Origin of the sequence: Bradyrhizobium sp. CCGUVB1N3, from assembly GCF_024199925.1 — a bacterium.
Taxonomy (GTDB): Bacteria; Pseudomonadota; Alphaproteobacteria; order Rhizobiales; family Xanthobacteraceae; genus Bradyrhizobium.
The window spans coordinates 3,617,579-3,641,864 of record NZ_JANADR010000001.1; the positions used below are offsets into that span (position 1 = coordinate 3,617,579).

At 64.2% G+C, this 24,286-nt stretch carries 23 protein-coding genes; 4 read left to right on the forward strand and 19 right to left on the reverse strand.

Features of this window, described 5'->3' with window-relative positions; genetic code table 11:
• The first annotated feature begins 71 nt into the window (after nt 1–71).
• From NLM33_RS17150 to NLM33_RS17160, 3 genes are all read left to right on the forward strand, one after another.
• The gene (locus tag NLM33_RS17150) at nt 72–1,373 is read left to right on the forward strand and encodes a lytic murein transglycosylase (RefSeq protein ID WP_254097218.1); all 1,302 of its coding nucleotides are present in this window, start codon (nt 72–74) and stop codon (nt 1,371–1,373) included.
• Between the two features lie 108 nt (nt 1,374–1,481).
• Nucleotides 1,482–1,985 carry a DUF1993 family protein gene (locus NLM33_RS17155; protein ID WP_254097220.1) on the forward strand — a complete coding sequence of 168 codons (504 nt, stop codon included), beginning with the start codon at nt 1,482–1,484 and terminating at the stop codon, nt 1,983–1,985.
• A gap of 199 nt (nt 1,986–2,184) precedes the next feature.
• On the forward strand, nt 2,185–3,288 hold the full coding sequence (locus NLM33_RS17160) for an alkene reductase (RefSeq protein WP_254097222.1): 1,104 nt from the start codon (nt 2,185–2,187) through the stop codon (nt 3,286–3,288).
• Between the two features lie 4 nt (nt 3,289–3,292).
• Here NLM33_RS17160 and NLM33_RS17165 read toward each other — a convergent pair whose 3' ends face one another.
• The 16 genes from NLM33_RS17165 to NLM33_RS17240 form a co-directional block, all read right to left on the reverse strand.
• Nucleotides 3,293–4,522, reverse strand: coding sequence for an alpha-hydroxy acid oxidase (locus tag NLM33_RS17165; protein ID WP_254097224.1), 1,230 nt, complete (start codon nt 4,520–4,522; stop codon nt 3,293–3,295).
• Entirely contained in the window at nt 4,522–5,412 is an 891-nt protein-coding gene (locus NLM33_RS17170) for an IclR family transcriptional regulator (RefSeq protein ID WP_254097225.1), read from the reverse strand. Before NLM33_RS17170 ends, NLM33_RS17165 begins: the two co-directional genes overlap by 1 nt.
• 15 nt (nt 5,413–5,427) lie before the next feature.
• The gene (gene dapA, locus NLM33_RS17175; protein WP_254097227.1) at nt 5,428–6,333 is read right to left on the reverse strand and encodes a 4-hydroxy-tetrahydrodipicolinate synthase; all 906 of its coding nucleotides are present in this window, start codon (nt 6,331–6,333) and stop codon (nt 5,428–5,430) included.
• Nucleotides 6,334–6,364: 31 nt separating this feature from the next.
• Entirely contained in the window at nt 6,365–8,173 is a 1,809-nt protein-coding gene (locus NLM33_RS17180; RefSeq protein WP_254097229.1) for an ABC transporter permease subunit, read from the reverse strand.
• A 4-nt stretch (nt 8,174–8,177) separates the two neighbouring features.
• Nucleotides 8,178–9,272 (reverse strand): ABC transporter ATP-binding protein, encoded by a 1,095-nt coding sequence (locus tag NLM33_RS17185; protein ID WP_254097231.1) that lies wholly within the window; start codon nt 9,270–9,272, stop codon nt 8,178–8,180.
• A 21-nt stretch (nt 9,273–9,293) separates the two neighbouring features.
• Complete coding sequence (locus tag NLM33_RS17190) at nt 9,294–10,379, reverse strand: ABC transporter substrate-binding protein (RefSeq protein WP_254097232.1); 1,086 nt, start codon at nt 10,377–10,379, stop codon at nt 9,294–9,296.
• 1 nt (nt 10,380) lies between these two features.
• Entirely contained in the window at nt 10,381–11,856 is a 1,476-nt protein-coding gene (locus NLM33_RS17195) for an FAD-binding oxidoreductase (protein ID WP_254097234.1), read from the reverse strand.
• Between the two features lie 406 nt (nt 11,857–12,262).
• Nucleotides 12,263–14,059 carry an ABC transporter substrate-binding protein gene (locus tag NLM33_RS17200; RefSeq protein ID WP_254097236.1) on the reverse strand — a complete coding sequence of 599 codons (1,797 nt, stop codon included), beginning with the start codon at nt 14,057–14,059 and terminating at the stop codon, nt 12,263–12,265.
• 72 nt (nt 14,060–14,131) lie between these two features.
• Nucleotides 14,132–14,461: a DUF2160 domain-containing protein gene (locus NLM33_RS17205; protein WP_254097237.1), complete on the reverse strand. Its 330-nt coding sequence runs from the start codon at nt 14,459–14,461 to the stop codon at nt 14,132–14,134.
• A gap of 11 nt (nt 14,462–14,472) precedes the next feature.
• Nucleotides 14,473–15,279 carry a carbohydrate ABC transporter permease gene (locus tag NLM33_RS17210; protein ID WP_027522785.1) on the reverse strand — a complete coding sequence of 269 codons (807 nt, stop codon included), beginning with the start codon at nt 15,277–15,279 and terminating at the stop codon, nt 14,473–14,475.
• Nucleotides 15,279–16,253 carry a carbohydrate ABC transporter permease gene (locus NLM33_RS17215; RefSeq protein ID WP_254097239.1) on the reverse strand — a complete coding sequence of 325 codons (975 nt, stop codon included), beginning with the start codon at nt 16,251–16,253 and terminating at the stop codon, nt 15,279–15,281. Before NLM33_RS17215 ends, NLM33_RS17210 begins: the two co-directional genes overlap by 1 nt.
• Nucleotides 16,253–17,338 (reverse strand): ABC transporter ATP-binding protein, encoded by a 1,086-nt coding sequence (locus NLM33_RS17220; protein ID WP_254097240.1) that lies wholly within the window; start codon nt 17,336–17,338, stop codon nt 16,253–16,255. The genes NLM33_RS17215 and NLM33_RS17220 overlap by 1 nt, the downstream gene beginning before the upstream one ends.
• Nucleotides 17,339–17,350: 12 nt before the next feature.
• Nucleotides 17,351–18,436, reverse strand: coding sequence for an ABC transporter ATP-binding protein (locus NLM33_RS17225; protein WP_254097242.1), 1,086 nt, complete (start codon nt 18,434–18,436; stop codon nt 17,351–17,353).
• Nucleotides 18,433–19,986 (reverse strand): glycerol-3-phosphate dehydrogenase, encoded by a 1,554-nt coding sequence (gene glpD / locus NLM33_RS17230; protein ID WP_254097244.1) that lies wholly within the window; start codon nt 19,984–19,986, stop codon nt 18,433–18,435. Before glpD ends, NLM33_RS17225 begins: the two co-directional genes overlap by 4 nt.
• A 223-nt stretch (nt 19,987–20,209) precedes the next feature.
• Nucleotides 20,210–21,058, reverse strand: coding sequence for a DeoR/GlpR family DNA-binding transcription regulator (locus tag NLM33_RS17235; RefSeq protein WP_254097246.1), 849 nt, complete (start codon nt 21,056–21,058; stop codon nt 20,210–20,212).
• 104 nt (nt 21,059–21,162) lie between these two features.
• A complete protein-coding gene (locus NLM33_RS17240; RefSeq protein WP_254097248.1) occupies nt 21,163–21,837 on the reverse strand; it encodes an HAD family phosphatase in 675 nt (224 codons plus the stop codon).
• 117 nt (nt 21,838–21,954) lie between these two features.
• Between NLM33_RS17240 and NLM33_RS17245 the strand changes: the two genes are divergently transcribed.
• Entirely contained in the window at nt 21,955–22,404 is a 450-nt protein-coding gene (locus NLM33_RS17245) for a nuclear transport factor 2 family protein (protein WP_254097250.1), read from the forward strand.
• Nucleotides 22,405–22,634: 230 nt separating this feature from the next.
• On the opposite strand, the gene NLM33_RS17250 is transcribed toward NLM33_RS17245, so the two are convergent.
• From NLM33_RS17250 to NLM33_RS17260, 3 genes are all read right to left on the reverse strand, one after another.
• On the reverse strand, nt 22,635–22,826 hold the full coding sequence (locus tag NLM33_RS17250; protein ID WP_254097252.1) for a hypothetical protein: 192 nt from the start codon (nt 22,824–22,826) through the stop codon (nt 22,635–22,637).
• Nucleotides 22,827–23,034: 208 nt separating this feature from the next.
• Complete coding sequence (locus NLM33_RS17255) at nt 23,035–23,445, reverse strand: acyl-CoA thioesterase (protein WP_254097254.1); 411 nt, start codon at nt 23,443–23,445, stop codon at nt 23,035–23,037.
• A 186-nt stretch (nt 23,446–23,631) separates the two neighbouring features.
• Nucleotides 23,632–24,255 (reverse strand): flavin reductase family protein, encoded by a 624-nt coding sequence (locus tag NLM33_RS17260; protein WP_254097256.1) that lies wholly within the window; start codon nt 24,253–24,255, stop codon nt 23,632–23,634.
• Nucleotides 24,256–24,286 lie beyond the last annotated feature (31 nt).

The window sequence follows — 24,286 nt, forward strand, 5'->3', positions numbered from 1 at the left end:
TGGCGTGAGGCCGGGACTTCACCTAAACTTCGGCAGATTCCACGATTGCCCTTCCCGCTGCCGGAAACCTTATGCTCCAGACCCGATTCGCGATCGCGGCCGTCACGCTGCTCGCACTCTCCACAACCGCTTCCGCCCAATTGCTGCCGCCGCCCGCAAAGCCCGCGGCGCCGAAGCCCGCCGCACCCTCGCCGCGCGCGGCCTCGTGCCACAATGGCGCGAGCTTCGACCGCTTCCTTACCGAGGTGAAGCAACAAGCGATCGCCGCCGGCGTGTCGCAGCGCGCGATCAGCGAGGCCTCACCCTACCTCGTCTACGATCAGGGCATCGTCAACCGCGACCGCGGCCAGCGCGTGTTCGGCCAGCTCTTCACCGAATTCGCCGGGCGAATGGCCGCGACCTATCGCATGCAGAACGGCCAGCAGCACATCAAGCAATACGCGGCAGCGTTCGCACGCGCCGAGAAGGAATACGGCGTGCCGCCGGCGGTGATCGCCGCGTTCTGGGGACTGGAGAGCGATTTCGGCGCCAACATGGGCAATTTGCCGACGCTGAAATCGCTGGTGTCGCTCGCCTATGACTGCCGCCGCTCGGAGATGTTCGTGGGCGAGACCATCGCGGCGCTCAAGGTGATCGACCGCGGCGATCTCAGCCCTGCCGAGATGATCGGCTCCTGGGCCGGCGAGCTCGGGCAGACGCAGTTCTTGCCGACGCATTACGTCAACTACGCCGTCGATTATGACGGCGACGGAAGGCGCGATCTGCTCCGCAGCGGACCGGACGTGATCGGCTCGACCGCCAACTACATCGCCAACGGCTTGAAGTGGCGGCGCGGCGAGCCGTGGCTGGAAGAGATCAAGGTGCCCGCAAACCTGCCGTGGGAGCAGACTGACCTCTCGGTGCAGCAGCCGCGCTCGAAATGGGCACAGCTGGGGGTGACCTATCCCGACGGCCGGCCGCTGCCGAACGACAATCTCGCCGCCTCCGTGCTGCTGCCGATGGGACGAACAGGCCCGGCCTTCATGGCCTATCCGAATTTCGCGGCCTACACCGAATGGAATAACTCGCTGATCTATTCCACCACCGCCGGCTACCTCGCCTCGCGCATCGCAGGCGCAGCTCCCATGCGGAAGCCCGCGCAACCGGTGGCGCAACTGCCGTTCAACGAGCTGAAGGAATTGCAGCAGCTCCTGGTGCGCGCCGGCTTCAACGTCGGCAAGGTCGACGGCGTGCTGGGCCAGCAGAGCCGCAGTGCCGTAAAGGCGATGCAGGTCAAGTACGGCCTGCCCGCGGATTCCTGGCCGACCGCGGAGCTGCTCGCGCGCATGCGCGGCGGCACCGCGCAGGCACAGCCGGCGGGCGTGGTGCGGTAGAATTTTTGACCCGCGAACGCCACCTCGGCGATTGTATTTTCCTGCGATGCTCCCATGTCTTGGGATCAGGAAACCTCCTGACATCCCAACGAGAAGAGAGAGCTTCACATGTCCTTTTACGACGCCGTCGTCCCTGCCTATTTGCAGATGCTGAATAGTCTCTCCGGTCTGCTCAACAAGGCGGAAGCCCATTGCGCGGCCAGGAAGATCGAGCCCGGCGTGCTGATCGGATCTCGGCTTTTCCCGGACATGCTGCCATTCGGCAAGCAGATCCAGCTCGTCAGCGACTTCGCGGCCAAGGGCTGTGCGCGGCTCACGCATACCGAGGTGCCGTCGATGCCGGACACCGAGACGACGTTCGCGGAATTGAAGCAGCGGCTGGCAAAGACCATCGACTTCGTGAAATCGTTCAAGCCCGAGCAGTTCGACGGCGCCGATGCCAAGGACGTCACATTCCCGGCCGGCCCCGACCGGTCCGTTACATTGAAGGGGCAGCAATTCTTCAGCTCGGTCTCGCTGCCGAACTTCTATTTCCATGCCGCCACCGCGCACGGCATCCTGCGCCATAACGGCGTCGAGATCGGCAAGCGCGATTTCCTCGGCATGAACTGAGATTTGTGATCCATATTTTCCGCGGCACGGAGATCAACTCCGCTGCCGCGGATGAAATTGCAGAAGAGCTATCCTCTTTCAGCTTCCTTGGTGTCGCCCTGGCGCAGCTCGCCTGCACTTTCGGAATGGCTTCGCCCTTGCGCAGCGTGTGGCGATGCACAAGTCTGCTTGACCTGTCACTGCCTGAGAGCATCCCCCCATGAGCCGTCCGACCAAATTGTTTGAGCCCTATAAGCTTGGCCCGATCTCGCTGGCCAATCGCTTCGTGATGGCGCCTCTGACGCGCAATCGCGCCGCGCCCGGGACTTTCGTGCCGAGCCCGCTTGCGGCCGACTATTACGGGCAGCGCGCCTCCGCCGGGCTGCTGGTCACCGAGGCAAGCCAGATCTCCCAGCAGGGCCAGGGCTATCAGGATACGCCCGGCATCTATTCCAAAGACCAGGTCGCCGGCTGGCGCAAGGTCACCGATCGCGTGCATGAGCGCGGCGGGCGCATCTTCATCCAGCTCTGGCATGTCGGACGCATCTCGCACACCGCGCTTCAGGCCAATGGCGGCGCGCCGGTCGCTCCTAGCGCGATCCGCGCCAAGGGCAAGACCTTCGTCAATGGCACCTTCGCCGACGTCTCCGAGCCGCGCACGCTCGAGCTCGCCGAAATTCCAGGGATCATCGACGATTTCAAGCGCGCCACGAAGAATGCGCTGGAAGCGGGTTTCGACGGCGTCGAGATCCATGGCGCCAACGGCTATCTGCTCGACCAGTTCGCGAAAGACGGCGCCAATAAGCGCACCGACACCTACGGCGGCTCGATCGAGAACCGGGCCAAGCTGATGCTGGAAGTCTCGAAGGCGGTCGCTGCCGAGGCCGGCGCCGATCGCACCGGCATCCGCATCTCGCCGGTTACGCCGGCGAACGACATCTCCGATTCCAATCCGCAAGCGCTGTTCGACCACATCGTCGACGGGCTCAATGCCTTGAAGCTCGTCTATCTGCACGTCGTGGAAGGCGCGACCGGTGGCCCGCGCGATTTTGCGCCGTTCGACTATGCGGACCTGCGCAAGCGCTTCTCCGGCGCCTATATCGCCAACAACGGCTACGATTTCGAGCTGGCGACGAAGGTGCTCGATGCCGGCGCTGCCGACCTCATCGCGTTCGGCAAGCCGTTCATCTCCAACCCCGACCTGGTCGAGCGGTTGAAGAAGGGCGCGACGCTCAACGAATGGGACAAGAACACCTTCTACGGCGGCGGCGCCAAGGGCTATACGGACTATCCGACGTTGGAAGCGGCCGACGCGGCGGAGTAGCGCATCAGACTGTCATTCCGGGGCGCGCGTGCGCGAACCCGGAATCTCGCTCCACAGCCTCTGGATTCCGGGTTCGATGCGGCGCATCGCCCCGGAATGACGGGGAGCGCAACTCCGCCACGCGCTCCGCGCCCAGAAACGCCATCGCCGTATCCATCTCGCCGACGATCATGCGCAAGACCGCTTCCGCGCCCTCCTCGCCGCCGGCGGCAAGGCCCCAGAGCGGTAGGCGACCGAGCAGGACCGCCTCGGCGCCGAGCGCGAGATATTTCAGCACGTCCGTGCCGCGACGGATGCCGCTGTCGGCGAGCACCGTCAGCCGTCCCTTCACGGCATCCGCGATGGCCTGAATGCATTCTGCCGGTGCAGGCAGGCAATCGAGATTGCGTCCGCCATGGGCGGAAACCACGATTGCCTCACAGCCGAGCCCAGCCGCGGTCTCCGCATCCTTGACGGCCAAGACGCCCTTGATGATCAGCTTGCCCGGCCAGATCTCGCGCAGCCAGCGCACATCGTCCCAGTTGAGGCGATGGTCGAGCCGCACGGCCTCCGCGATGCTCGGCCGGGTGATCGCCGTGCGGAACTCGTCCGGATAGTGGCCGTAGGTTGGCATGCCTTCGCCCAGGAGATAGCGCGCGAGAACACTGACGAGCCAGCGCGGATGCAGTGCGATGTCGATCGTGCTGCGCAGGCCGGGGACGAACGGAATGCCGAAGCCGTTGCGCTTGTTGTATTCGCGGTTGGGCGCGACCGGCGTATCGGCCGTGACGACCAGGGTCTCGCAGCCACAGGCGCGGGCGCGCTCCAGAAGCTTTGCCGTCAGTGCCCGGTCGCGCCAGACATAGAGCTGAAACCACAGCGTCGCATCGGGCGCGCCGCGCCGGATGGTTTCGACCGTCGTCACTGATTGCGTCGAGATGCAGACGGGAATGCCGACGCGGGACGCCGCGCGCGCAAGCTTCGTCTCGCCGTCATGCGCGACCAGGCCTGCAAGCGCCGTCGGCGCCACCACGAGAGGCGCCGTGAGCTGCTGCCCCAGGAGCGTCGTGTCGAACCTTCGCCTGTCGTGCCCGGTCAGCACCGACGGCGTCAGGGTGATCTCGTCGAGCGAGGCGCGCAAGCGCCTCAGCGCAACCCCATCCTCCGTGCCGCGGTCGATATACTCGAACAGGCCGCGCGGCAGGAAACTTCGCGCACGGCTGCGGTAGTCGTCGGCATTCAGCAGCATCCGCATCAGGCGGCGTAGCGGTTGAATTTCGACTTCGAGATCGAGGTCGCGGCGACATGGACGTGCTGCACCAGCTCGGCCTCGGCGCGCTCCTTGGTCCAGCGCGTGGTCGGCACGGAGATGTTGACCGCGGCGACCGCCCGGCCGTGCTCGTCGATGATCGGCGCCGCGACGGAAATGTCACCCATGACGCTCTGGTTGATCTGGATCGAATAGCCGCGCGTGGCCGCGACGCGCACCTGCTCGAGAAGCTTGTCCGGATCCGTAATCGTATACGGCGTAAGCGGCTCGAGCTGCGTACGCATCAACAGATCCTGCCGCACCTCCTCAGGAAGAGCCGACAGAATGGCTATGCCGGAAGCCGTGAAATAGGCCGGCAATCGGCTTCCGATCACGAAATCGATATGGATGAGGTGCCGGCCGGGAAAGCGTGCCACGAACACGACTTCGTGGCCGTCGAGCTCGTGCAGGTTGCAGGTCTCGCCGAGATTGCGGCTCATGTCGAGGAGATAGGGCGAGGCCTTGTCGATGAGCTCGTTGGCCTTGAGATAGCTGTGCGAGAACTGGAGCACCTTCGAGGTCAGCCCGTAATTGCGCGTGCCTTCGATGCGCTTGAGATAGCCGAGCGTCTCCAGCGTGTAGACCAGGCGCTGGGTGGCGCTACGGTCGAGATTGGCCGCGCGCGCGATATCGGCGAGCGTCATGAAGCGCTGCGGTCCGTCAAAGGTGTGCAGGACCTGAAAGGCTTTCTCGGTCGAGCCGACGAACAGCGACGAACGCGCCAGCTCGGCGCTTTTCTCGACGCGCTTTTCTGCACGAGTTTTATCCGGGCTCGCTTTGTCCAGGCTCTTGGCTTTGACAGCCTTCCTTGATCCGCCCTGGCCGCTACGCGCCATGTCTCCGTCCTTTCGTCACCCAACGTTTTCAGTGAGCGCCAACTGCTTCTTGAACTCGGCCCGGAATGCCGAGACCAGCGCGGGCGCGGGCTGCACCAGTGGCGCCAGCATCCGCGGCGCGTCGACACCGACCATGTCCATCACCGCCTTCATCGGCCCCGGATTGGTCTCGGCAAACGCCATGTTCATGAACGGGATCAGACGGCGGTGCAGGCTCAGTGCCTCTGCCGTCCGACCAGCAATCGCCGTCTCGTAAATCTGTCGCCAGGCGCGCGGCAACAGACAGGCAGTGACGACGATGCCGCCGGTCGCGCCGGCCGCGAGATGCAGCGGGAACAGGCTGTCCTCGCCGCTGAGCACTGCAAAGCTGTCGTCGACGCCGGCCACGACCTGAAGGAAATGATACATGTCGAGATTGCAGGCCTTCATGCCGATGATGTTGGGATGCTTCGAGAGCTCATGCAAAACCTTGGGCTCGATCGCGATCCGGGTGCGGTAGGGAATCTCGTAGATCAGGACGGGCACCGGCGAGGCATCGGCATAGCGCAGGAAGTAGTCGCGAACGCCGGCCTGAGTCGGATTGGTGTAATATGGCGTAAGAACCAACAGGCCGTCCACGCCCTCGGCGGCGAATTCCTTGCCCGCTTGAAGCGCGTCGTGGAAGCCGGTGTCGAGCACGCCGGCGATCACGGGCCCCCTGCCCGCCATGGCCTTCACCGACAGGCCCGCCATCCGGATGCGCTCGGCGCGTGACAGCGCGCCATATTCGCCGGTGCCGCCGAGCGGCACCACGCCGTCGATGCCCTGCTTGAGCAGCCAGGCAAACAGCGCCGAGACCGCCTGAGCGTCGATCGTGTCGTCGGCCTTCACCGGGGTAGGAATGGCGGGAAACAGGCCGCGAAGACGATTTGCAGTGAGCATGACGATAACCTCTGGTTGGAACGCGGGATGACTACCTTGCGGCAGCGCGCCGACGCAGGCGTTCGGCGACGAATATCAAGAGCCCCATGAAGATGAACAGGCAGGTGGAGACGGCGGCGATCACGGGCGAGACCTGAAGCGTCACCTCGTCCCAGAACTGCTTTGGCAACGTGGCGTTGAGGCCGCCGGTCGCGAACAGCGCGATGGTGAGCTCGTCGAACGAGGTCGCGAAGGCGAACAGGAACGAGGAGAACATGCCCGCGCCGAGGATCGGAAAGGTGATGTAGCGCAGCGTCGCAAAGGGGCGCGCGCCAAGGCTTTGCGCGGCATGGTCGAGCCGCGTGTCGTAGTTGCGCAGCACGGCCATCATGGTCATGACGACGTAGGGCACCGCGACGACGGTATGTCCGAGAATGAGGCCAAAGGCGCTGCCGACGAGGCCCATGCTCGCGAACACGTAGAACATGCCGACCGCGATGATCATGCGCGGCACGACGATCGGCGACAGGATGAAGGCGAGCCAGGCGGCCTTGCCGGGGATGTTGCTCCTCACCAGCAGAAACGCCGCGGGCGTTCCGATCAGCATGGCGAGCCCACCCGTCCCGAGGCCAACCAGCAGCGAGCGCAGGAACGCCTGGGTCCATACCGGTGAATGCAGCACGGTCTCATACCAATGCAGCGTAAATCCCTGCGGCGGCCAGTTGAGGCCGCCGGTGCCGAACGACAGCGGGATCATCAAAATCGTCGGCGCACTGATGATGATGAGCATGGTCCAGACGAAGGCCTGCAAGCCGAGGCCCGCCTGATCCGGATTGCGGTCGCGGCGGCGCCGCGGCAGCACGAGAATGATGCGATCGGAGATCACACCGAGCAGCGTCAGCACGGTGTCGCCGATCCTCTGGATAGGCCCGGCGAGGCGCGAGGGCGCCGCGCTGCGCGGCGCTGCCGCTCCCGTCATGGTCGACAGGCCGAGCAGCCGGTCGTAGGCCGCAAAGACGATGAGCACGACGATCAGGAGAAGCACGGAGATTGCGCCGGCAAATCCCCAGTTCAGGGTCTGCTGGACCTGGTCGATGATCAACTGCGTGATCATGGTCTCGCGGCGCCCGCCGAGCAGCGCCGGCACGATGAAGAAGCCGATCGCGGTGACGAACACCATGATGCCAGCCGCGGCGACGCCGGGCAGCGAGAGCGGAAAATAGATCTTCCAGAACGCCATGCCCGGCCGTGCCCCGAGCGTTGCCGCCGCGCGCGGCAGGTTGCGGTCGATGTTCTCCATCACCGAAAGCATGGTCAGCACGGCAAGCGGCAGCAGCGCGTTCACCATGCCGACGAGGACGCTGCCGAAATTGTAGAGCAGGCTCGCAGGGCTCGAGATGATGCCGAGCGACAGCAGGAGCTTGTTGATGACGCCGTTGCGCCCGAGCAGCACGATCCAGGCGAAGGCGCGCACCAGAAAACTGGTCCAGAACGACAGCAGCACCCAGAACAGCAGCGTCGCCTTCCGTTCCTTGCCGACGACGGAAATCAGATAGGCGATCGGGTAGCCGGTGACGACGCACACCAGTGTCGTCGCCAGCGAGATCTTCAGCGTGATGAGGAGGACATCGACATAGACGGATGAGGCGAAGAGCTGGCGGTACGGCGCAAGCGTGAATCCGCTGTCATTGTGGATGCTGAGCAGCAGCAACTGGCCGACGGGGTAGACCAGGAAGAAGACGAGCAGCAGGACGAGCGGGCCGCCCATCGCAGCCCAGGTCCAGGCCTGCGACCGGGCGCGAGAGCGCGTCGTGGTCCGGAGTTGTCCCGGCTCGATCGCAGGCGCTTTGGCCAATGCCATGGCGTCAGTGTCCCCCGCCGTCGCGGATCGCCACGGCATCCGCGGAATTCCAGCCGAGCGAGACGCGTTGGCCGATCTCGTAAGGCGCCGCGCTCGATCGCGTCGGATAGGCCGCGACGAGCTGCGGCATGTCGGCCTTTTCGGGCGCGATATAGAGCCGCGTCATGCTGCCGCTGATCATCACGTCGACCAGCCTGCCGGTGAGCTTGCCGTTTGCTGCGTCCGCGACATGGAGGTTCTGGGGACGGACCATGAGCTTGATCGGCTCGCCGGCCGTGAAGCTCGCGCCGTTGCCGACGGCGCGCGAGGCCGCCGTCTGGTCGGCCAGCACGACGTCGAGCCCCTGCGCATCGACCTGCCCCACCGTTGCGCTGAGCAGGTTGGACTCGCCGAGAAAGTCGGCGACGAAGACCGATTGCGGGCGGAAGTAGAGATCCTCCGGCGTGCCGAGCTGCTCGATCGCGCCTGCGTTCATCAGGCAGATGCGATCGGACATGGTCATCGCCTCCTCCTGGTCGTGGGTGACGTAGATGATCGTGGTGCGGAGCTCGCGATGGATGCGCTTGATCTCGAGCTGCATCTGGTCGCGCAGCTTCTTGTCGAGCGCGCCGAGCGGCTCGTCCATCAGGATGATCGCGGGCCGGTAGACGATGCAGCGCGCGAGCGCAATGCGCTGCTGCTGGCCGCCCGAGAGCTCGCGCGGATAGCGTTTTGCGACGTGCGGCAGGCGAACCGTCTCCAGCGCTTCCGCTGTGCGGCGGCGCGCCTCGGCGTCGGCGACCTTCCGCATCCTCAGCGGAAATGCGATGTTGTCCTCCACCGTCATGTGAGGAAACAGCGCGTAGTTCTGGAACACGACGCCGATGTCCCGGTCATAGGCCGGGCTATGCGTCACATCGGCATCGTCGACCAGGATCTGGCCTTCGTCCGGGTGCGCGAGCCCCGCGACCAGGCTGAGCAGCGTCGTCTTGCCCGACCCCGAAGGGCCGAGCAGCGTGAGGAATTCCCCCTTCGCGACGTCGAGACTGGTCGGCGCCAGCGCGACGAAGTCGCCATAGCGCTTGGTAAGTCCTTTGACGCGCAAGCTCGACGATGTCATGCCCTGCTCCAATCGCGAGGCTTAAGCCAGGATCCAGCTATTGAAGCGCTCGATGACGGCGGCCTGGTTGTCGTACCAGAACTTCGCATCGATCTTCAGGCCTGCCTTGATGTTGTCCGGATAGGTCGGACAGTTCTTGGCGAGCTCCGGCTTGACGTAGTTGAAGGCCTCCGGCTGCGTGAGGCCGGCGGGGAAATACTCCATCAGCGCCGCCTGGCGCTTCGGATCGGAGGCGAACTTGATGAACTCGCGGCAGGCATCCGCATTCGGCGTGCCGGCGAGGATCGACCAGTTGTCGCCGCCCCAGATGCCCTGATTCCAGACGATCTCGACCGGTGCGCCGGCCGCCTGCGCGGCCTGCGGACGCGACACCCAGGTCGGCAGCAGGTCGATCTCGCCCGAGGTCAGCATCTGCTCGACCTGCGCGCCGCTGGTCCACCACACCGCGACCTGCGACTTGATCTTGTCGAGCGATGCGAACGCCTTGTCGAGATCACAGGGATAGACCTGCGCGGTCGGCACGCCGGCGCCCATCAAGGCCTCCTCGATCGTGTCGAACGGATGCTTGCGCACGGCGCGGCGTCCCGGAAACTCCGCCACGTTCCAGAAGTCGGCCCAGGACTGCGGTGCCTTGCGGCCCTTGAAGGCGTCCGTGCGGTAGGCCAGCACGGTGGTGTAGACATTGGTGCCGACGCCGTAGGGCGACATGAATTCGGCGGGGATCGATTTGATGACGGGCTCGGATTCGAGGCCGTGCTTTTCGAGATATTGCTTGCTGCCAGTGGTCAAGAGCAGGATCGCGGGCCAGCTGATCTTGGCCATGTCCCAGGTGTAGTTCTTGGTATCGACCATGGTCTTGATCTGCGCGACCGGCTCGGCATTGGCCTGCACCCCGACCACCTCGATGCCGGTCGCTTCCGTGAACGGACGGTAGAACACCGCACCATAGGCCTTGGTGTAGATGCCGCCGTCGTCACGCACCACGATGCGTTTTCCTGCGGCGCGTGACGGGGACCAAACGGCCGGCGCGGCGAGCGCGACGGCACCTGCGCCGGCACCGAGAAGCAGGCGGCGGCGGGAGGTGATGATCTTCGGAAGATGGCTCATGTCAGTCCCCTCTATGCGATGTTGCGATGGATGGTGAAGAAATCTGCGCGTCCGCTGATGGCGGCGGCAGAACCTGGCCGGGATTGAATAGCCCACGCGGGTCGAAGGCCTGCCTCACGGCGCGCATCAGCGCGAGCTCGACCGGCGGCTTGTAGCGGGTCATCTGCTCCATCAAGGTGCGGCCGACGCCGTGCTCGGCGCTGAAGGTGCCGCGGAGCGATGCCGCGACATCGTTGACGGCATGACGGATGCGTTCGCCGACCGCGTCGCGATCCCTTAAGGCATCCCATTCGGCAAAGCCAAAGAAGGGAATGAGATGGATGTTGCCATCGCCCATATGGCCGACGATCACGAACGGCAGATCGGGAATGATGGCGTGCACCGCTTGCATCGCCTGCGCAATGAAAGCTGGCACCGCTGACACCGGAACGGCGCTGTCCGACGTCAGCCCGACGCCGGCCTTCTTGTTGGCTTCCGAAACGCTGTGACGCACCAGCCACATCGCCTTGCGCTGGGCTTCGCTGGCGGCAACGACGCCGTCGCTGATCAAGCCGGCCTCGAGCGCGCGCTCGAGCACCGCCTGCATGGTCGCGTTGAGCGCCTCGGCACCGCCGGTGTCGGACAGCTCGACGAGCACATGCCAGCTATCGACTTGCGCGACCGGGCAGCGGCGGCCCGGCACCTGTTCAAGGACAAGCTGGATCTGTTTGGCGTTCATCAGCTCGAAGGCCGAAAGCCGCGAATTGCAGGAAGCCTGGAACAGGCCGAGCACGTCGAGCGCCTGCTGCGGGCTGTCGACCGCGAGCCAGGCGACGGCCTCGGCGGTCGGCAGCGGATGCAGCTTCAGCACCGCGCCGGTGACGATGCCGAGCGTGCCTTCGGAGCCGATGAAGAGATGCTTGAGGTCGTAACCGGTGTTGTTCTTGCGTAGTGCGTAAAGGCCGTCCCAGATGGTGCCGTCCGGCAGCACGACCTCGAGGCCGAGTACGTTGTCGCGCGTATTGCCATAGCGCAGCACGCCGGTACCGCCGGCATTGGTGGCGATGTTGCCGCCGATCTGGCAGGAGCCCTCGGCGCCGAGGCTCACCGGATAGAGCCGTCCATTGGCTGCCGCGGTCTCCTGGATCGTGGCCAGCACACAGCCGGCATCGACCACCATGGTGTTGTTGACGGGATCGATCGACCTGATCCGCCGCATGCGCGTCAGCGCGATGATGACCGGCGGCTTGCCCTGCCCGGTCGGCGTTGCGGCACCGCACAGGCTGGTGTTGCCGCCCTGCGGCAGCACGGGCGTGCCGCTCTCGACGCAGAGGCGAACGATGGAAGCGACCTGCTCGGTCGTGGACGGCAAAACGGCGCAGAGCGCCGGCGCGCGATAACGGCCGCGCCAATCCTCGGTGAGGCCTGCAAGATCCTCCTCGCGAACGAGCACGGCGGTGTCGCCCAGCAAGCGCTTGAACGCCTCGATCAATGCCATCAACCGGCCTCCCGGATGGGACCGCCAGTGGCCCCGACCGCCTGTTTGATTTTAATTGCTATACGATTACTTCAATCGCATTATGCTGATCATGGATTTGGGATCGGGCGGAGTCAAGCGGCAGCCAATCGATTGACCGCGATGGAGACATCGCGTTGGCGTCCGCCAAGACGACGTAGGGGATACACGACGCTTCAACACACGCCGTCATTGCGAGGAGCGAGAGCGACGAAGCAATCCAAACTGCCGCCGCGGATGCATTCCTGGATTGCTTCGCGGAGCCTGTCATCGGGCCGCGCTTTGCGCGGACCCGGTGGCTCGCAATGACGGTGTTGAAGCACAGCGCAAAAGAAAAAGGCCGGGATCGCTCCCGGCCTTTCGTTTTGGATGAGGTGCTGCGCGAGGCTTACTTCACTTCCGCGCGCTTGGGCGGGGTGGCCGGCCACGACTTGATAAGCGTGTCGTAGTCGATCGTTTCGCCCTTCGGCTTCTCGTTGGCGAGCTTGCGCTGGGGCGCGATGGTGCCGTCCTTCTCGGCCTTCGCGAACCAGTACTCGGCCGACTCCTTCTTGTGGAGCTTCGGACCGCAGGCGCCCTGCACGCCGGACTTCTCAAGACGCTCCATGACGGCGTCCTGGGCAGCAGCGAGCGAGTCCATCGCGGCCTGCGCGGTCTTGGCACCCGACGACGCGTCGCCGATGTTCTGCCACCAGAGCTGCGCGAGCTTCGGATAGTCAGGCACGTTGTTGCCGGTCGGGGTCCACTGCACGCGCGCGGGCGAGCGGTAGAACTCGATCAGGCCGCCGAGCTTCGGCGCACGCTCGGTGAACGACTTGTCCCAGATGTCGGATTCACGGATGAAGGTGAGACCGACATGGCTCTTCTTCAGCGACACCGACTTGGAGACGATGAACTGGAGATAGAGCCAGGCCGCCTTGCGGCGGTCAGCCGGGGTCGACTTCAACAGCGTGAGCGAGCCGGCGTCCTGGTAGCCGAGCTTCATGCCTTCCTTCCAGTACGAGCCGTGCGGCGAGGGCGCCATACGCCACTTCGGCGTACCGTCCGCGTTCATCACGGCGATGCCCGGCTTTACCATGTCGGCGGTGAAGGCGGTGTACCAGAACATCTGCTGGGCGATGTTGCCCTGCGCCGGCACCGGACCGGACTCGGAGAAGGTCATGCCCTGAGCCTGCGGCGGAGCATACTTCTTCAGCCACTCGAGATATTTCGAGATGGCGTAGACCGAGGCCGGACCGTTGGTGTCGCCACCGCGATCGACGCTCGAGCCGACCGGACGGCAGCCTTCCATGCGGATGCCCCATTCGTCGACCGGCAGACCGTTCGGAATGCCCTTGTCACCGTTGCCGGCCATCGAGAGCCAGGCGTCGGTGAAACGCCATCCGAGCGAGGGGTCCTTCTTGCCATAGTCCATATGGCCGTAGACCTTGACGCCGTTGATCTCCTTGATGTCGTTGGTGAAGAACTCGGCGATGTCCTCATAGGCGGACCAGTTCACGGGCACGCCGAGCTCGTAGCCATACTTGGCCTTGAACTTGGCCTTGTAGTCCGGGTTGGTGAACCAGTCGTAGCGGAACCAGTAGAGGTTCGCGAACTGCTGGTCGGGCAGCTGATAGAGCTTGCCGTCCGGCGCCGTGCCGAAAGACTTGCCGATGAAGTCGTTGACGTCGAGCATGGGGTCGGTGACGTCCTTGCCCTCGCCGGTCATGTAATCCGACAGCACGATGGTCTGGCCGTAGCGGAAATGCGTGCCGATCAGGTCGGAGTCGTTGATCCAGCCGTCGTACACGTTCTTGCCCGACTGCATCTGGGTCTGCAGCTTTTCGACGACGTCACCTTCCTGGATGATGTCGTGCTTGAGCTTGATGCCGGTGAGCTCGGTGAACGCCTTGGCGAGCGTCTGCGACTCGTATTCGTGAGTCGTGATCGTCTCCGAGACGACGTTGATTTCCATGCCCTTGAAGGGTTCGGCGGCCTTGGCGAACCACTCGAGCTCCTTCTTCTGGTCGTCTTTCGACAACGTCGAGGGCTGGAATTCCGCGATCCACTTCTGGATCGTGGCGTCATCGGCGGCGCGAACCGGCGCCGAGGTCGCGAATGCAGCCGCAATGATAGCTGCGGCACTAGATACCGTCAGAAAGCTGATCTTGGTCAATGGACCTTTCCTTCTCCTAAACTGTCGCATGTTGTTCCTCCGTTGCAGCGACAAACTCTAACAGGCCCGGGTTGACCCCGGATCTGGTCTTCTTCGCGAGCTTCAGACCGTGCGGAATATGAGCGCGGCCGTGACAAGCGAAATTCCTGATGCGAGCCACAGGCTCGACAATTCAAACCCCTCCTCGCCGATCGGCAGCGTGCCGATCGTGTCGGTCCCGACCAGGCCGATCCAGGCGAGATGGATGACGGCCGCCGCGATCAGCGAGATGAACAGGCGATCGCCGCGCGTAGTCGGAATGCGCAGGACGCCCACGCGCTCCGCCTCGGGATAGGCGGCCGCAAGATACGTCATCACTGCGAGCGTGCAGGCGAGCGCGCTGAAGAAGATCGCGGTCGGTATCGTCCAGGCCATCCATGCGATGGATTCCATGGTTCGCCTCCTTACACGCGGCCGAGCGCGAAACCACGCGCGATATAGTTGCGGACGAACCAGATCACGAGCGCGCCCGGAATGATGGTGAGCACGCCGGCGGCAGCGAGCAGCCCCCAATCCATGCCCGCCGCGGACACCGTGCGGGTCATGATCGCCGCGATCGGCTTCGCCTGCACCGAGGTCAGCGTGCGCGCGAGCAAGAGCTCGACCCACGAGAACATGAAGCAGAAGAAGGCGGCGACACCGATGCCGCTCGCGATCAGCGGGATCAGGATCTTCACGAAGAAGCGCGGGAAGGAATAGCCGTCGAGGAACGCCGTCTCGTCGATCTCGCGCGGCACGCCGGACACGAAGCCTTCGAGGATCCACACCGCCAGGGGCACGTTGAAGATGCAGTGCGCAAGCGCCACCGCCCAGGGCGTATCGAACAGCCCGATCGCCGAATAGAGGTTGAAGAACGGCAGCGCATAGACGGCTGCCGGCGCCATGCGGTTCGACAACAGCCAGAAGAACAGGTGCTTGTCGCCGAGGAACCGATAGCGCGAGAAAGCATAGGCCGCCGGCAGCGCCACGGTGATCGAGATGATGGTATTGAGGACGACGTATTCCAGCGAGTTGATGTAGCCGGAATACCAGCTCTCGTCGGTGAAGATGCGCTTGTAGTGCTGCAGCGTCGGGGTGTGCGGCCACAGCGTCATCGTCGAGACGATCTCGCTGTTGGTCTTGAAGCTCATGTTGACGAGCCAATAGATCGGCAACAGCAGGAAGATCAGGAATAGCGCCATGATGACGCGTCGGCCGGGGATCGAGTGCATCAGGCCACTCCTTCCTTGGGCTGAAGCGCATGCGCGGGCTGGAGCGCACCGGCGGGCTTGCGCTCCGCCGCGGGCTCTTTCTCCGCCTGCGTCTTGCGCTCGACGCCGGCATTGGTCATCACGGTGTAGAACACCCAGCAGACGATCAGGATGATCAGATTGTAGACCAGCGACAGGGCCGCGGCCTTGCCGAGGTCGAACTGGCCGAGCGCGATCTTGACGAGCTCGATCGAGACGAAGGTCGTGGAGTTGCCGGGACCGCCGCCGGTGACGACGAACGGCTCGGTGTAGATCATGAAGCTGTCCATGAAGCGAAGCAGCACCGCGATCAGCAGCACGCGATTCATCTTCGGAAGCTGGATCGCGGTGAACACCGCCCAGCGCGAGGCGCCGTCGATCTGCGCCGCCTGATAGTAGGCGTCGGGAATCGACTTCAGGCCGGCGTAGCACAGCAGCGCAACCAGGCTGGTCCAGTGCCAGACGTCCATGACGATGACGGTGACCCAGGCGTCGATTTCGTTCGATACGTAGTTATAGTTGAGCCCCAGGCTGTTCAGCGTGTAGCCGAGCAGGCCGATGTCGGGACGGCCAAAAATCTGCCAGATGGTGCCGACCACGTTCCACGGAATCAACAGCGGCAGCGCGAGGATCACGAGGCAGGCCGCCACGGTCCAGCCCTCTCGCGGCATCGACAGCGCGATGACGATGCCGAGCGGCACCTCGATCGCGAGGATCACCAGCGAGAAGAACAGGTTGCGGCCGAGCGAGGCCAGGAAGCGGCCGCCAAGGTCGGTCGAGGGATCGAGCAGCTCCTTGAACCAGCCGACGCCGTTCCAGAAGAACTGGTTGTTGCCGAAGGTGTCCTGCATCGAATAGTTCACGACCGTCATCAGCGGGATCACCGCGGAAAAGGCGACGACGAGGAACACCGGCAGAACCAGGAACCAGGCTTTTTGATTGATGGTCTTGTCCATCAGACGGCTCCCTCAACCAGAAGGCTGTCCGCATAGACGTGGACATGCGACGGATCGAATTTCAGCCCGGCGGAGCCGTCGGAGCTGGTGAAGCCGCCCGGCGCGCGGGCAGCGAGCTTGGCATCGCCGACGCGAACGCGGGCGAAGCGGATGCGGCCGAGATCGTCGATCCGGTCGATCTTCGAGGTGAGCAGCCCCGGCGCCGGCGCGACCACGTCGACGAATTCCGGACGTACGCCAATCTCGATCTTGGCGCCGGTCGGCAGATGGTCGTAGCTGCGGTTGAGCGCGATGACGTGGCCGTCGATCCGCGCCTCGCGGCCTTTCACTTCCGCCGGCAGGATGTTCATGCCGGGCGAGCCGATGAAGTAGCCGACGAAGGTATGCGCCGGCTTGTCGAACAGCTCAGCCGGTGTGCCGCTCTGCACCACGCGGCCGTCATGCATCACCACCACGGTGTCGGCGAAGGTCAGCGCTTCGGTCTGATCGTGGGTGACGTAGATCATCGTGAGGTCGAGCTCGCGGTGCAGCGCCTTCAGCTTCGAGCGGAGCTGCCACTTCAGCTCGGGATCGATCACCGTCAGCGGTTCGTCGAACAGCACGGCGGCGACGTCGTTGCGCACCAGCCCGCGGCCGAGCGAGATCTTCTGCTTGGCGTCCGCCGTGAGCCGCGTAGCCTTGCGGTTCAGATAGGGCTCGAGATCGAGCAGGCGGCCGATCTGAGCCACACGCTTGTCGATATCGGCCTTCGGCACGCCGCGGTTCTTCAGCGGAAACGCCAGATTCTCCCCCACCGTCATGGTGTCGTAGATCACCGGAAACTGGAACACCTGGGCGATGTTGCGCTTCTGGGTTGACAGCGGTGTGATGTCCTTGCCGTCGAACAGGATTTTTCCGCGCGACGGCGTGATGATGCCAGAGATGACGTTGAGCAGCGTGGTCTTGCCGCAGCCCGAAGGCCCGAGCAGCGCATAGGCGCCGCCCTGCCGCCAGGTCATGGTTACCGGCTTCAGCGCGAAGCTCTCGGGAGCGGCATCATTGCCGCTGTAGGAGTGCGCGAGATCGACGAGGTCAATGCGGGCCATTTCGCACCTCCCTCACGTGTTTATGGAGCTGGGCGCGGCGACCAGGCGGTCGGCCGCGTCGAACACAAAGACATCCTGCGGATCGAGCACGGCGTCGAGCGTCTGGCCCGGCTCGAACTCGTGCACGCCGTGCAGCACCGCAACCCAGTTCGATCCGTCGCGGGTCAAATGCACGAAACTCTCCGAACCGGTGATCTCGGTCACCGTCACTGTGGCGTGGAAGGCGTGGCGATCGATCTGGCCATTGGCGAGCCCGAGCTGGTGGGCGCGGAAGCCGACGCGATAGGGTCCGTCGGCGAGACCGGCGTAAAGGCCGGAGGCCGGCGCCGAGCTGCCGCCGGCATAGGCGACCTGCCCGTTCTTCTTCTCGATGCCGACCAGGTTGAGCGGCGGGTCCGAAAACACCTGCGCGACGCGCAGCGTCTGCGGGCGGCGATAGACGTTGGAGGTCTCGCCCATCTGGAGCGCCCGGCCCTCCCACATGCAGACGGTGTTGCCGCCGAGCAGCAGCGCTTCGGACGGCTCGGTCGTCGCATAGACGAAGATCGCACCCGAGGCCTCGAAGATGCGCGGCAGCTCGGCGCGCAGCTCCTCGCGGAGCTTGTAGTCAAGATTGGCGAGCGGCTCGTCGAGCAGCACGAGATCGGCGCCTTTCACAAGCGCGCGCGCGATCGCGGTGCGCTGCTGCTGGCCGCCGGAGAGCTGGAGCGGCGTGCGCTTCAGGAACGGCTCCAGCCGCAGGAGCTTTGCGGCCTCCGCAACGCGCTTCTCGATCTCCTCGCGCGGCTTGCCCTGCACGCGCAGCGGCGAAGCAATGTTCTCAAAGACCGTGAGCGAGGGGTAGTTGATGAACTGCTGGTAGACCATGGCGACCGAGCGCTGCCGCACGTCGATGCCGGTGACGTCCTTGCCATTGACCAGCACCCTGCCCGTGGTCGGCTTGTCGAGGCCCGCGAGCAGCCGCATGATCGAGGTCTTGCCCGACAGCGTCGGCCCGAGCAGCACGTTGAGCGTGCCGCCGTCGAGCGTCAGCGAGACGTCGCTGATGTGCGGAACGCCGTCCACAGAGCGGCTGACGTGATCCAGTGTGACGGTCATGAGCGTCCTCCTGCTTCGAGCAGGGGACTTTGCGGCACGGCATGGCTGGCGATCCAGTCGTCAAGTGCCGCGATCTGATCGGCACTTAGTCGCAGGCCAAGCTTGGAGCGCCGCCAGACGATATCCTCGGCGGTCACCGCCCATTCGTTGTTCATGAGATAGCGCACCTCGCGTTCCGTCAGCGTGGCGCCGAAGGACTGGCCGAGATCGGCCGCCGACTTGGCCTCGCCCAGGAGCTTGATGGCGCGGGTGCCATAGGCCCGCGCCAGACGGCGGGCATGCTCGACAGAGAGGAAGGAATAGCCGCGCTGGAGGTCCGCGATCAGCGCATCGACCGCCGACACGTCCATGTCGCCGCCGGGCAGCGGCCATTTGCCGGTCCAGCCCTCGCGCGCCTTGGCGCTACGCAAATAGGGAGCGAGACGCTCGAGCGCCTCCTCGGCAAGGCGGCGGTAGGTCGTGATCTTGCCGCCATAGATCGAGAGCAGCGGCGCGCCGCCGCCGGGCGTGTCGAGCTCGAACACGTAGTCACGCGTTGCGGCTTTGGCTTCGCTGGCGCCGTCGTCATAGAGCGGGCGCACGCCGGAATAGGTCCAGACGACGTCCTCGGGCTTCACCGGCTTGGCCAGATATTCGCTCGCGGCGGTGCAGAGATATTGGATCTCTTCGGCCGTCGCCTTCACCTTGGCGGGATCGCCGTCATAGTCGCGATCGGTGGTGCCGATCAGCGTGAACTCATCCTGGTAAGGAATGACGAAGATGATCCGGCCGTCCGCGTTCTGGAACATGTAGGCGCGGTCGTGGTCGTAGAGCTTTTTGACGACGATGTGCGAGCCCTGCACCAGGCGGACTTTTGCCTTGGCGTTCACGCCGGCGCCGCGGCCGAGCACGTCCTCGACCCAGGGACCGCCGGCATTGACCAGAGCGCGGGCGCGGATCGTCGAACGCGCGCCGGTGATGGTGTCGACCATGCTGACGGTCCAGACGCCGTCGGACTGGCGGATTTCGGTGGCGCGGGTGCGGGTGCGGATCTCGGCGCCCTTGTCGGCGGCATCGCGCGCGTTGAGCACGACGAGGCGCGCGTCATCGACGAAGCAGTCGGAATATTCGAAGGCGCGTGAATAGCGGTTCGGGATCAGCGGACGGCCGACTTCATCCTTGGTCAGATCGACCGAACGGGTCGCCGGCAACAGATGGCGGCCACCGATATGATCGTAGAGGAAGAGGCCCAGGCGGAGCAGCCAGGCCGGGCGCAGGCCGGCGTGATGCGGCAAAACGAAACGCAGGGGGCGGATGATATGGGGCGCCACGCCCCAGAGGATCTCGCGCTCGATCAGCGCCTCGCGGACCAAACGGAATTCGTAATATTCGAGGTAGCGCAAGCCGCCATGGACCAGCTTGGTCGACCAGGACGACGTCCCGCTCGCCAGGTCGTTCATTTCGCACAGGAAAACCGTGTTGCCTCGGCCAACCGCATCGCGCGCGATGCCGCAACCGTTAACACCGCCTCCAATGATGGCGAGGTCGAAAATACGCTCCAACAGACGCATCCCCCGGCGACCGCCCGTTCGCTTGGGCGATTTTGCTTTCGGTTTCGATTAGATCAGAACCGAAAACGAAAGCAAGACGAAAGAAAGCGAAAATGGAACTTTTTTCGTGGGCAATTGGAGGACTTTTGCTGGGCAGTTGGATGAAAGGGTGGGCAGACCTGCCGCCCTCTCCCGTTGAGACGCTCACATCGAGCACGCAGAAATGTGGGCTGGGAGCGAGCGACTACCTCAGCCTCACCACCGGCGCCGCTTCCGGCGCGGAATCCTGTGCGGGCTCCGTCACCGCGTCGTCGTCGGACGAGCCTTTCGGCATCGCCTCAACAACCTCGATGCCCTTGCTGTGGCAGATCGTGGCGAGGCGCTCGGGGAGTTCCTGGTCGGTGACGAAGGTCTGGATCTGGCTGATATGGGCGATGCGCACCGGCGCGCTGCGGCGGAGCTTTGTTGAATCGGCGACCAGCATGACGCTGCGCGCATTGGCAATGATCGCTTGCGCCACCTGCACCTCGCGATAGTCGAAGTCGAGCAGCGCGCCCTCCTCGTCGATCGCGGATGCACCGATGATGGCGTAGTCGACCTTGAACTGGCCGATCAGCTGCGTCGCGGTCGAGCCGACCACCGCACCGTCGGCGCGCCGCACGGTGCCGCCGGCGACCACCACCTCGATGCGGGGATGGCGATAAAGCAGCATCGCGACGTTGAGATTGTTGGTGATGACGAGCAGGTCCTCGTGCGAGGTCAGCGCGCTTGCGACCTCTTCCGTCGTGGTGCCGATGTTGATGAAGAGCGAGCAGCCGTTCGGTATCAGCGAGGCGGCCGCAGCGCCGATCGCTTTCTTCTCGTCGGCGGCAACGAAGCGCCGCGCCTCGTAGGCGAGGTTTTCGACGCCCGAGGCAATGATGGCGCCGCCATGGATCCGGGTCAGCGAGCGGCGCTCGCAGAGATCGTTGAGATCCTTGCGGATGGTCTGCGCCGACACTTCGAAGCGGCGCGCGAGTTCCTCGACCATTACCCGGCCCGAGGCGCGGGCGATGTTGAGGATTTCGGCTTGGCGATGGGTCAATCCGGTCACGGGCGGCAACCTCACATCAGAGTTTTGCATGGTGCGGCGGTTCGACGCCGAGGTCAACGAGAGAGCACGGTAAAGTTAACGAACAGCGCGCCGGCGCCCTGCCCTCACCACTTCATGGCGGCCGCGACCAGCTCCATCAGGGCGTCATCATCGTACGCGCCGGCCGAGGCGACGGCACCGGCAGCGACCAGATCGTCGTGACTGAGTGACGTCCGCATGCCGATCGTCGGTATGCCCGCAGCCGAGGCCGATTGAATTCCGGAACGGGAATCCTCGAACGCAATCGAGGCATGGGCGGCGGCGCCGGCGAAGCGCAGCCCTTCCAGATAAGGCAGCGGATGCGGTTTGCCGTGCGGCAGTTCGTCGCCGATCACGATCGCCTTGAAGCGATCCATGATACCGAGCCCCGACAGCAGCATCTGCGCATTCAGCCGCGGCGCGTTGGTGACGGCGACCATGGGAATGCCCGTCGCGTCCGCCTTGTCGAGCAGCGCCATCAGGCCCGGCACCGGCTTGATCTGCCCGGCCACCAGCGTGCGGAAGATGTGCTCTTTCTCATCCATGATCGCTGCGCGGGCTTCGAGCGATTCCCGCGGCAGGAACCGCTCGCCGATCGACGCATTGGAGAAGCCCTGCAACTCCTTCGAAAACCGGGCGTGGTCGAACACATGACCGCGCGGTCCAAACACCTGATTGAACGCCTCGCGATGCAGCGCGTCGGTATCGGCGAGCGTGCCGTCGATGTCGAACAGCAGCGCATGGCCCGTAGCTTGCGACATTTCAATGATTCCTTTTCGTCGGGACGCACCAATAGCCGAGGAACGACGGAACCGAAACACTCGACAAATCCGCGCGCGGCTGTAACACTCGCGGGCAAGAGCAAAAAGGAGGAAACGATGACCATCAATCGGCGCGAACTGGCCGTCTCGGCCCTTGTACTGACAGCAGTCGGCGCGGCGCCCGCGTTCGCCGCTCCGGCGGAGGAAGAGGCGGTTGCGAAAAAAGTCGAAGCTTTTCGTCTCGCCCAGATCGCGGCGGATCCCAAGGCGCTCGGTGCGCTCTGCTGGGACGATCTCAGCTACAGCCATTCCAGCGGCAAGGTCGAGGACAAGGCGACCTTCATCGCCAACGCCACGGATGGAAAGTCGAAATTCCTGTCGATCGAGTATCAGGATCCGACCATCAAGGTCGTCGGCCCGGCCGCGATCGTGCGCTTCCACTGGATCGCCGAGCAGGAGATGGCGGCCGATGGGAAAAAAGTGCCGACCAACCTTCACATCCTGATGAACTGGCAGAAGCAGGGCGACGACTGGAAGCTGCTGTCGCGCGCCGCGACGAAGCTGTGATGTTCTTCCCCTCTCCCCTTGTGGGAGAGGGTGGCTCGCCGCGCAGCGGCGAGCCGGGTGAGGGGTTCTCTCCGCGAATTCATCTGTAAAACGAAATCATCTGCAAGAGTTTTGTTTGCGGAGACAACCCCTCATCCGGCGCTTCGCGCCACCTTCTCCCACAAGGGGAGAAGGTACAGCGGAGATCGCGGTTGGCGCATCTCAACTACGCTTCCGCATTCCAGTACATGTCACGCCGCTTCCTTCAAATCGCCATTCATCAGCCGTCGCGCTGCGCGTTCGGCTTCGCGGGCGTTGCGGAAGATCTGGCCTTCGAGGCGGTTGAAGCGATGGGAGGAAGCGAAGAAGCGGTATCCTTCTGGGTTGCGTACGACGATACCTGCGGTCTTTGAATCGACTTCGATGATGTAGCTGTCCGGCATTACCCGTGATCCTCAATGCGGGCAAATAACGGTGCTCCTGTCCAAAGGTTCCTAAGGACACTGCGGCCGTTTCCACCCCGAATCGACACGCAATGGAGTACGCTGCGACCTCATCCGTTTTGTGACTTGTTCTTGGCGAAGCCGCGACATCGGCGGCGCACGATCACCACATGCGTTAAGGCAACACATGCGTTGAGGCTCCGCGCGCTTACGTCGCGATCGGCGACTCGGTGCCGTTGACGGTCTGCGGGCGGCCGTGATCGTCGATCGACACATAGGTGAAGTTGCCGTCGGTGACGAGGAACGGATGCTGTTCGCCGCGGCGCAGCGCCCAGGCTTCGAGACGCACGGTGAGCGAGGTGCGCCCCACGCGCACGAGCGTGGCATAGACCGAGACGAGATCGCCGACATAGACCGCTTTACGAAAATTCATCGCTTCGATCGCGACCGTCACGGTGCGCGACTTCGCGACTTTCGAGGCGAACACGCCGCCACCGACGTCCATCTGGCTGAGCAGCCAGCCGCCGAAGATGTCCCCATTGGCGTTGGTGTCGGCGGGCATCGCAAGCGTGCGGATGCAGAGATCACCGCGCGGTTCGGTATCGGTCTGTTCGGTCATGCGTCTCTCATCTGACAGTTCTTACGCGGTCACGAGTACCATGCTTAGCTCGAGGCCGAATATCAACACCGTCATTCCGGGGCGCGCGAAGCGCGAGCTATGATGCGCAATTGCGCATCTGAGAATCCATTGGACCGCAGAGATCCGGGCCTGCGCTTATCGGCGCATCCCGGAATGACGGAAGACCTAGTCCGGCCTGACCATCTCGAACATGTTTTCCGGCTTGATCTCGAAATAGTCGCCGCGCCGTCCCGCACGGACGATCGGACGGGTCGCAGCCGTCTGGTAGACGCCGTCCTTGATGAAGGCCTTGTCGATGTGGACGGCGACGACCTCGCCGAGTGTCAACCAGGCGTCGGCTTGCCGGCCGTCGGCGCCCTTGAGGCGCACGATGTCGGACACTTTGCATTCGAAGGCGACCGGGCTTTCGCCGACGCGCGGCACGTTGACGAGCCTGCCGGGCACGGCGGTGAGCCCTGCGATCTTGAATTCGTCGACCTCGGGGGCGACATGGGCGGCGGTCGCGTTCATCTGTTTCGCCAGGTCCATGGTGGCGAGATTCCAGACGAACTCTTTTGTCGCTTCGATATTGCCGACGGTGTCCTTCCAGTTGGTGGAGGAGAAGCCGATGATCGGCGGGGTGTAGCAGAAAGCGTTGAAGAAGCTGTAGGGCGCGAGGTTGACGTGCCCGTTCGTGTCACGCGAGGAGATCCAGCCGATCGGCCGCGGCGCGATGATGGCGTTGAAGGGATCGTGCTTGAGGCCATGGCCCTTGCCTGGCTCGTAGAAGTGCAGGTCTTTCTCGGTCACGTTGGCTTTTCCCCGATCGTCATTGCGAGCG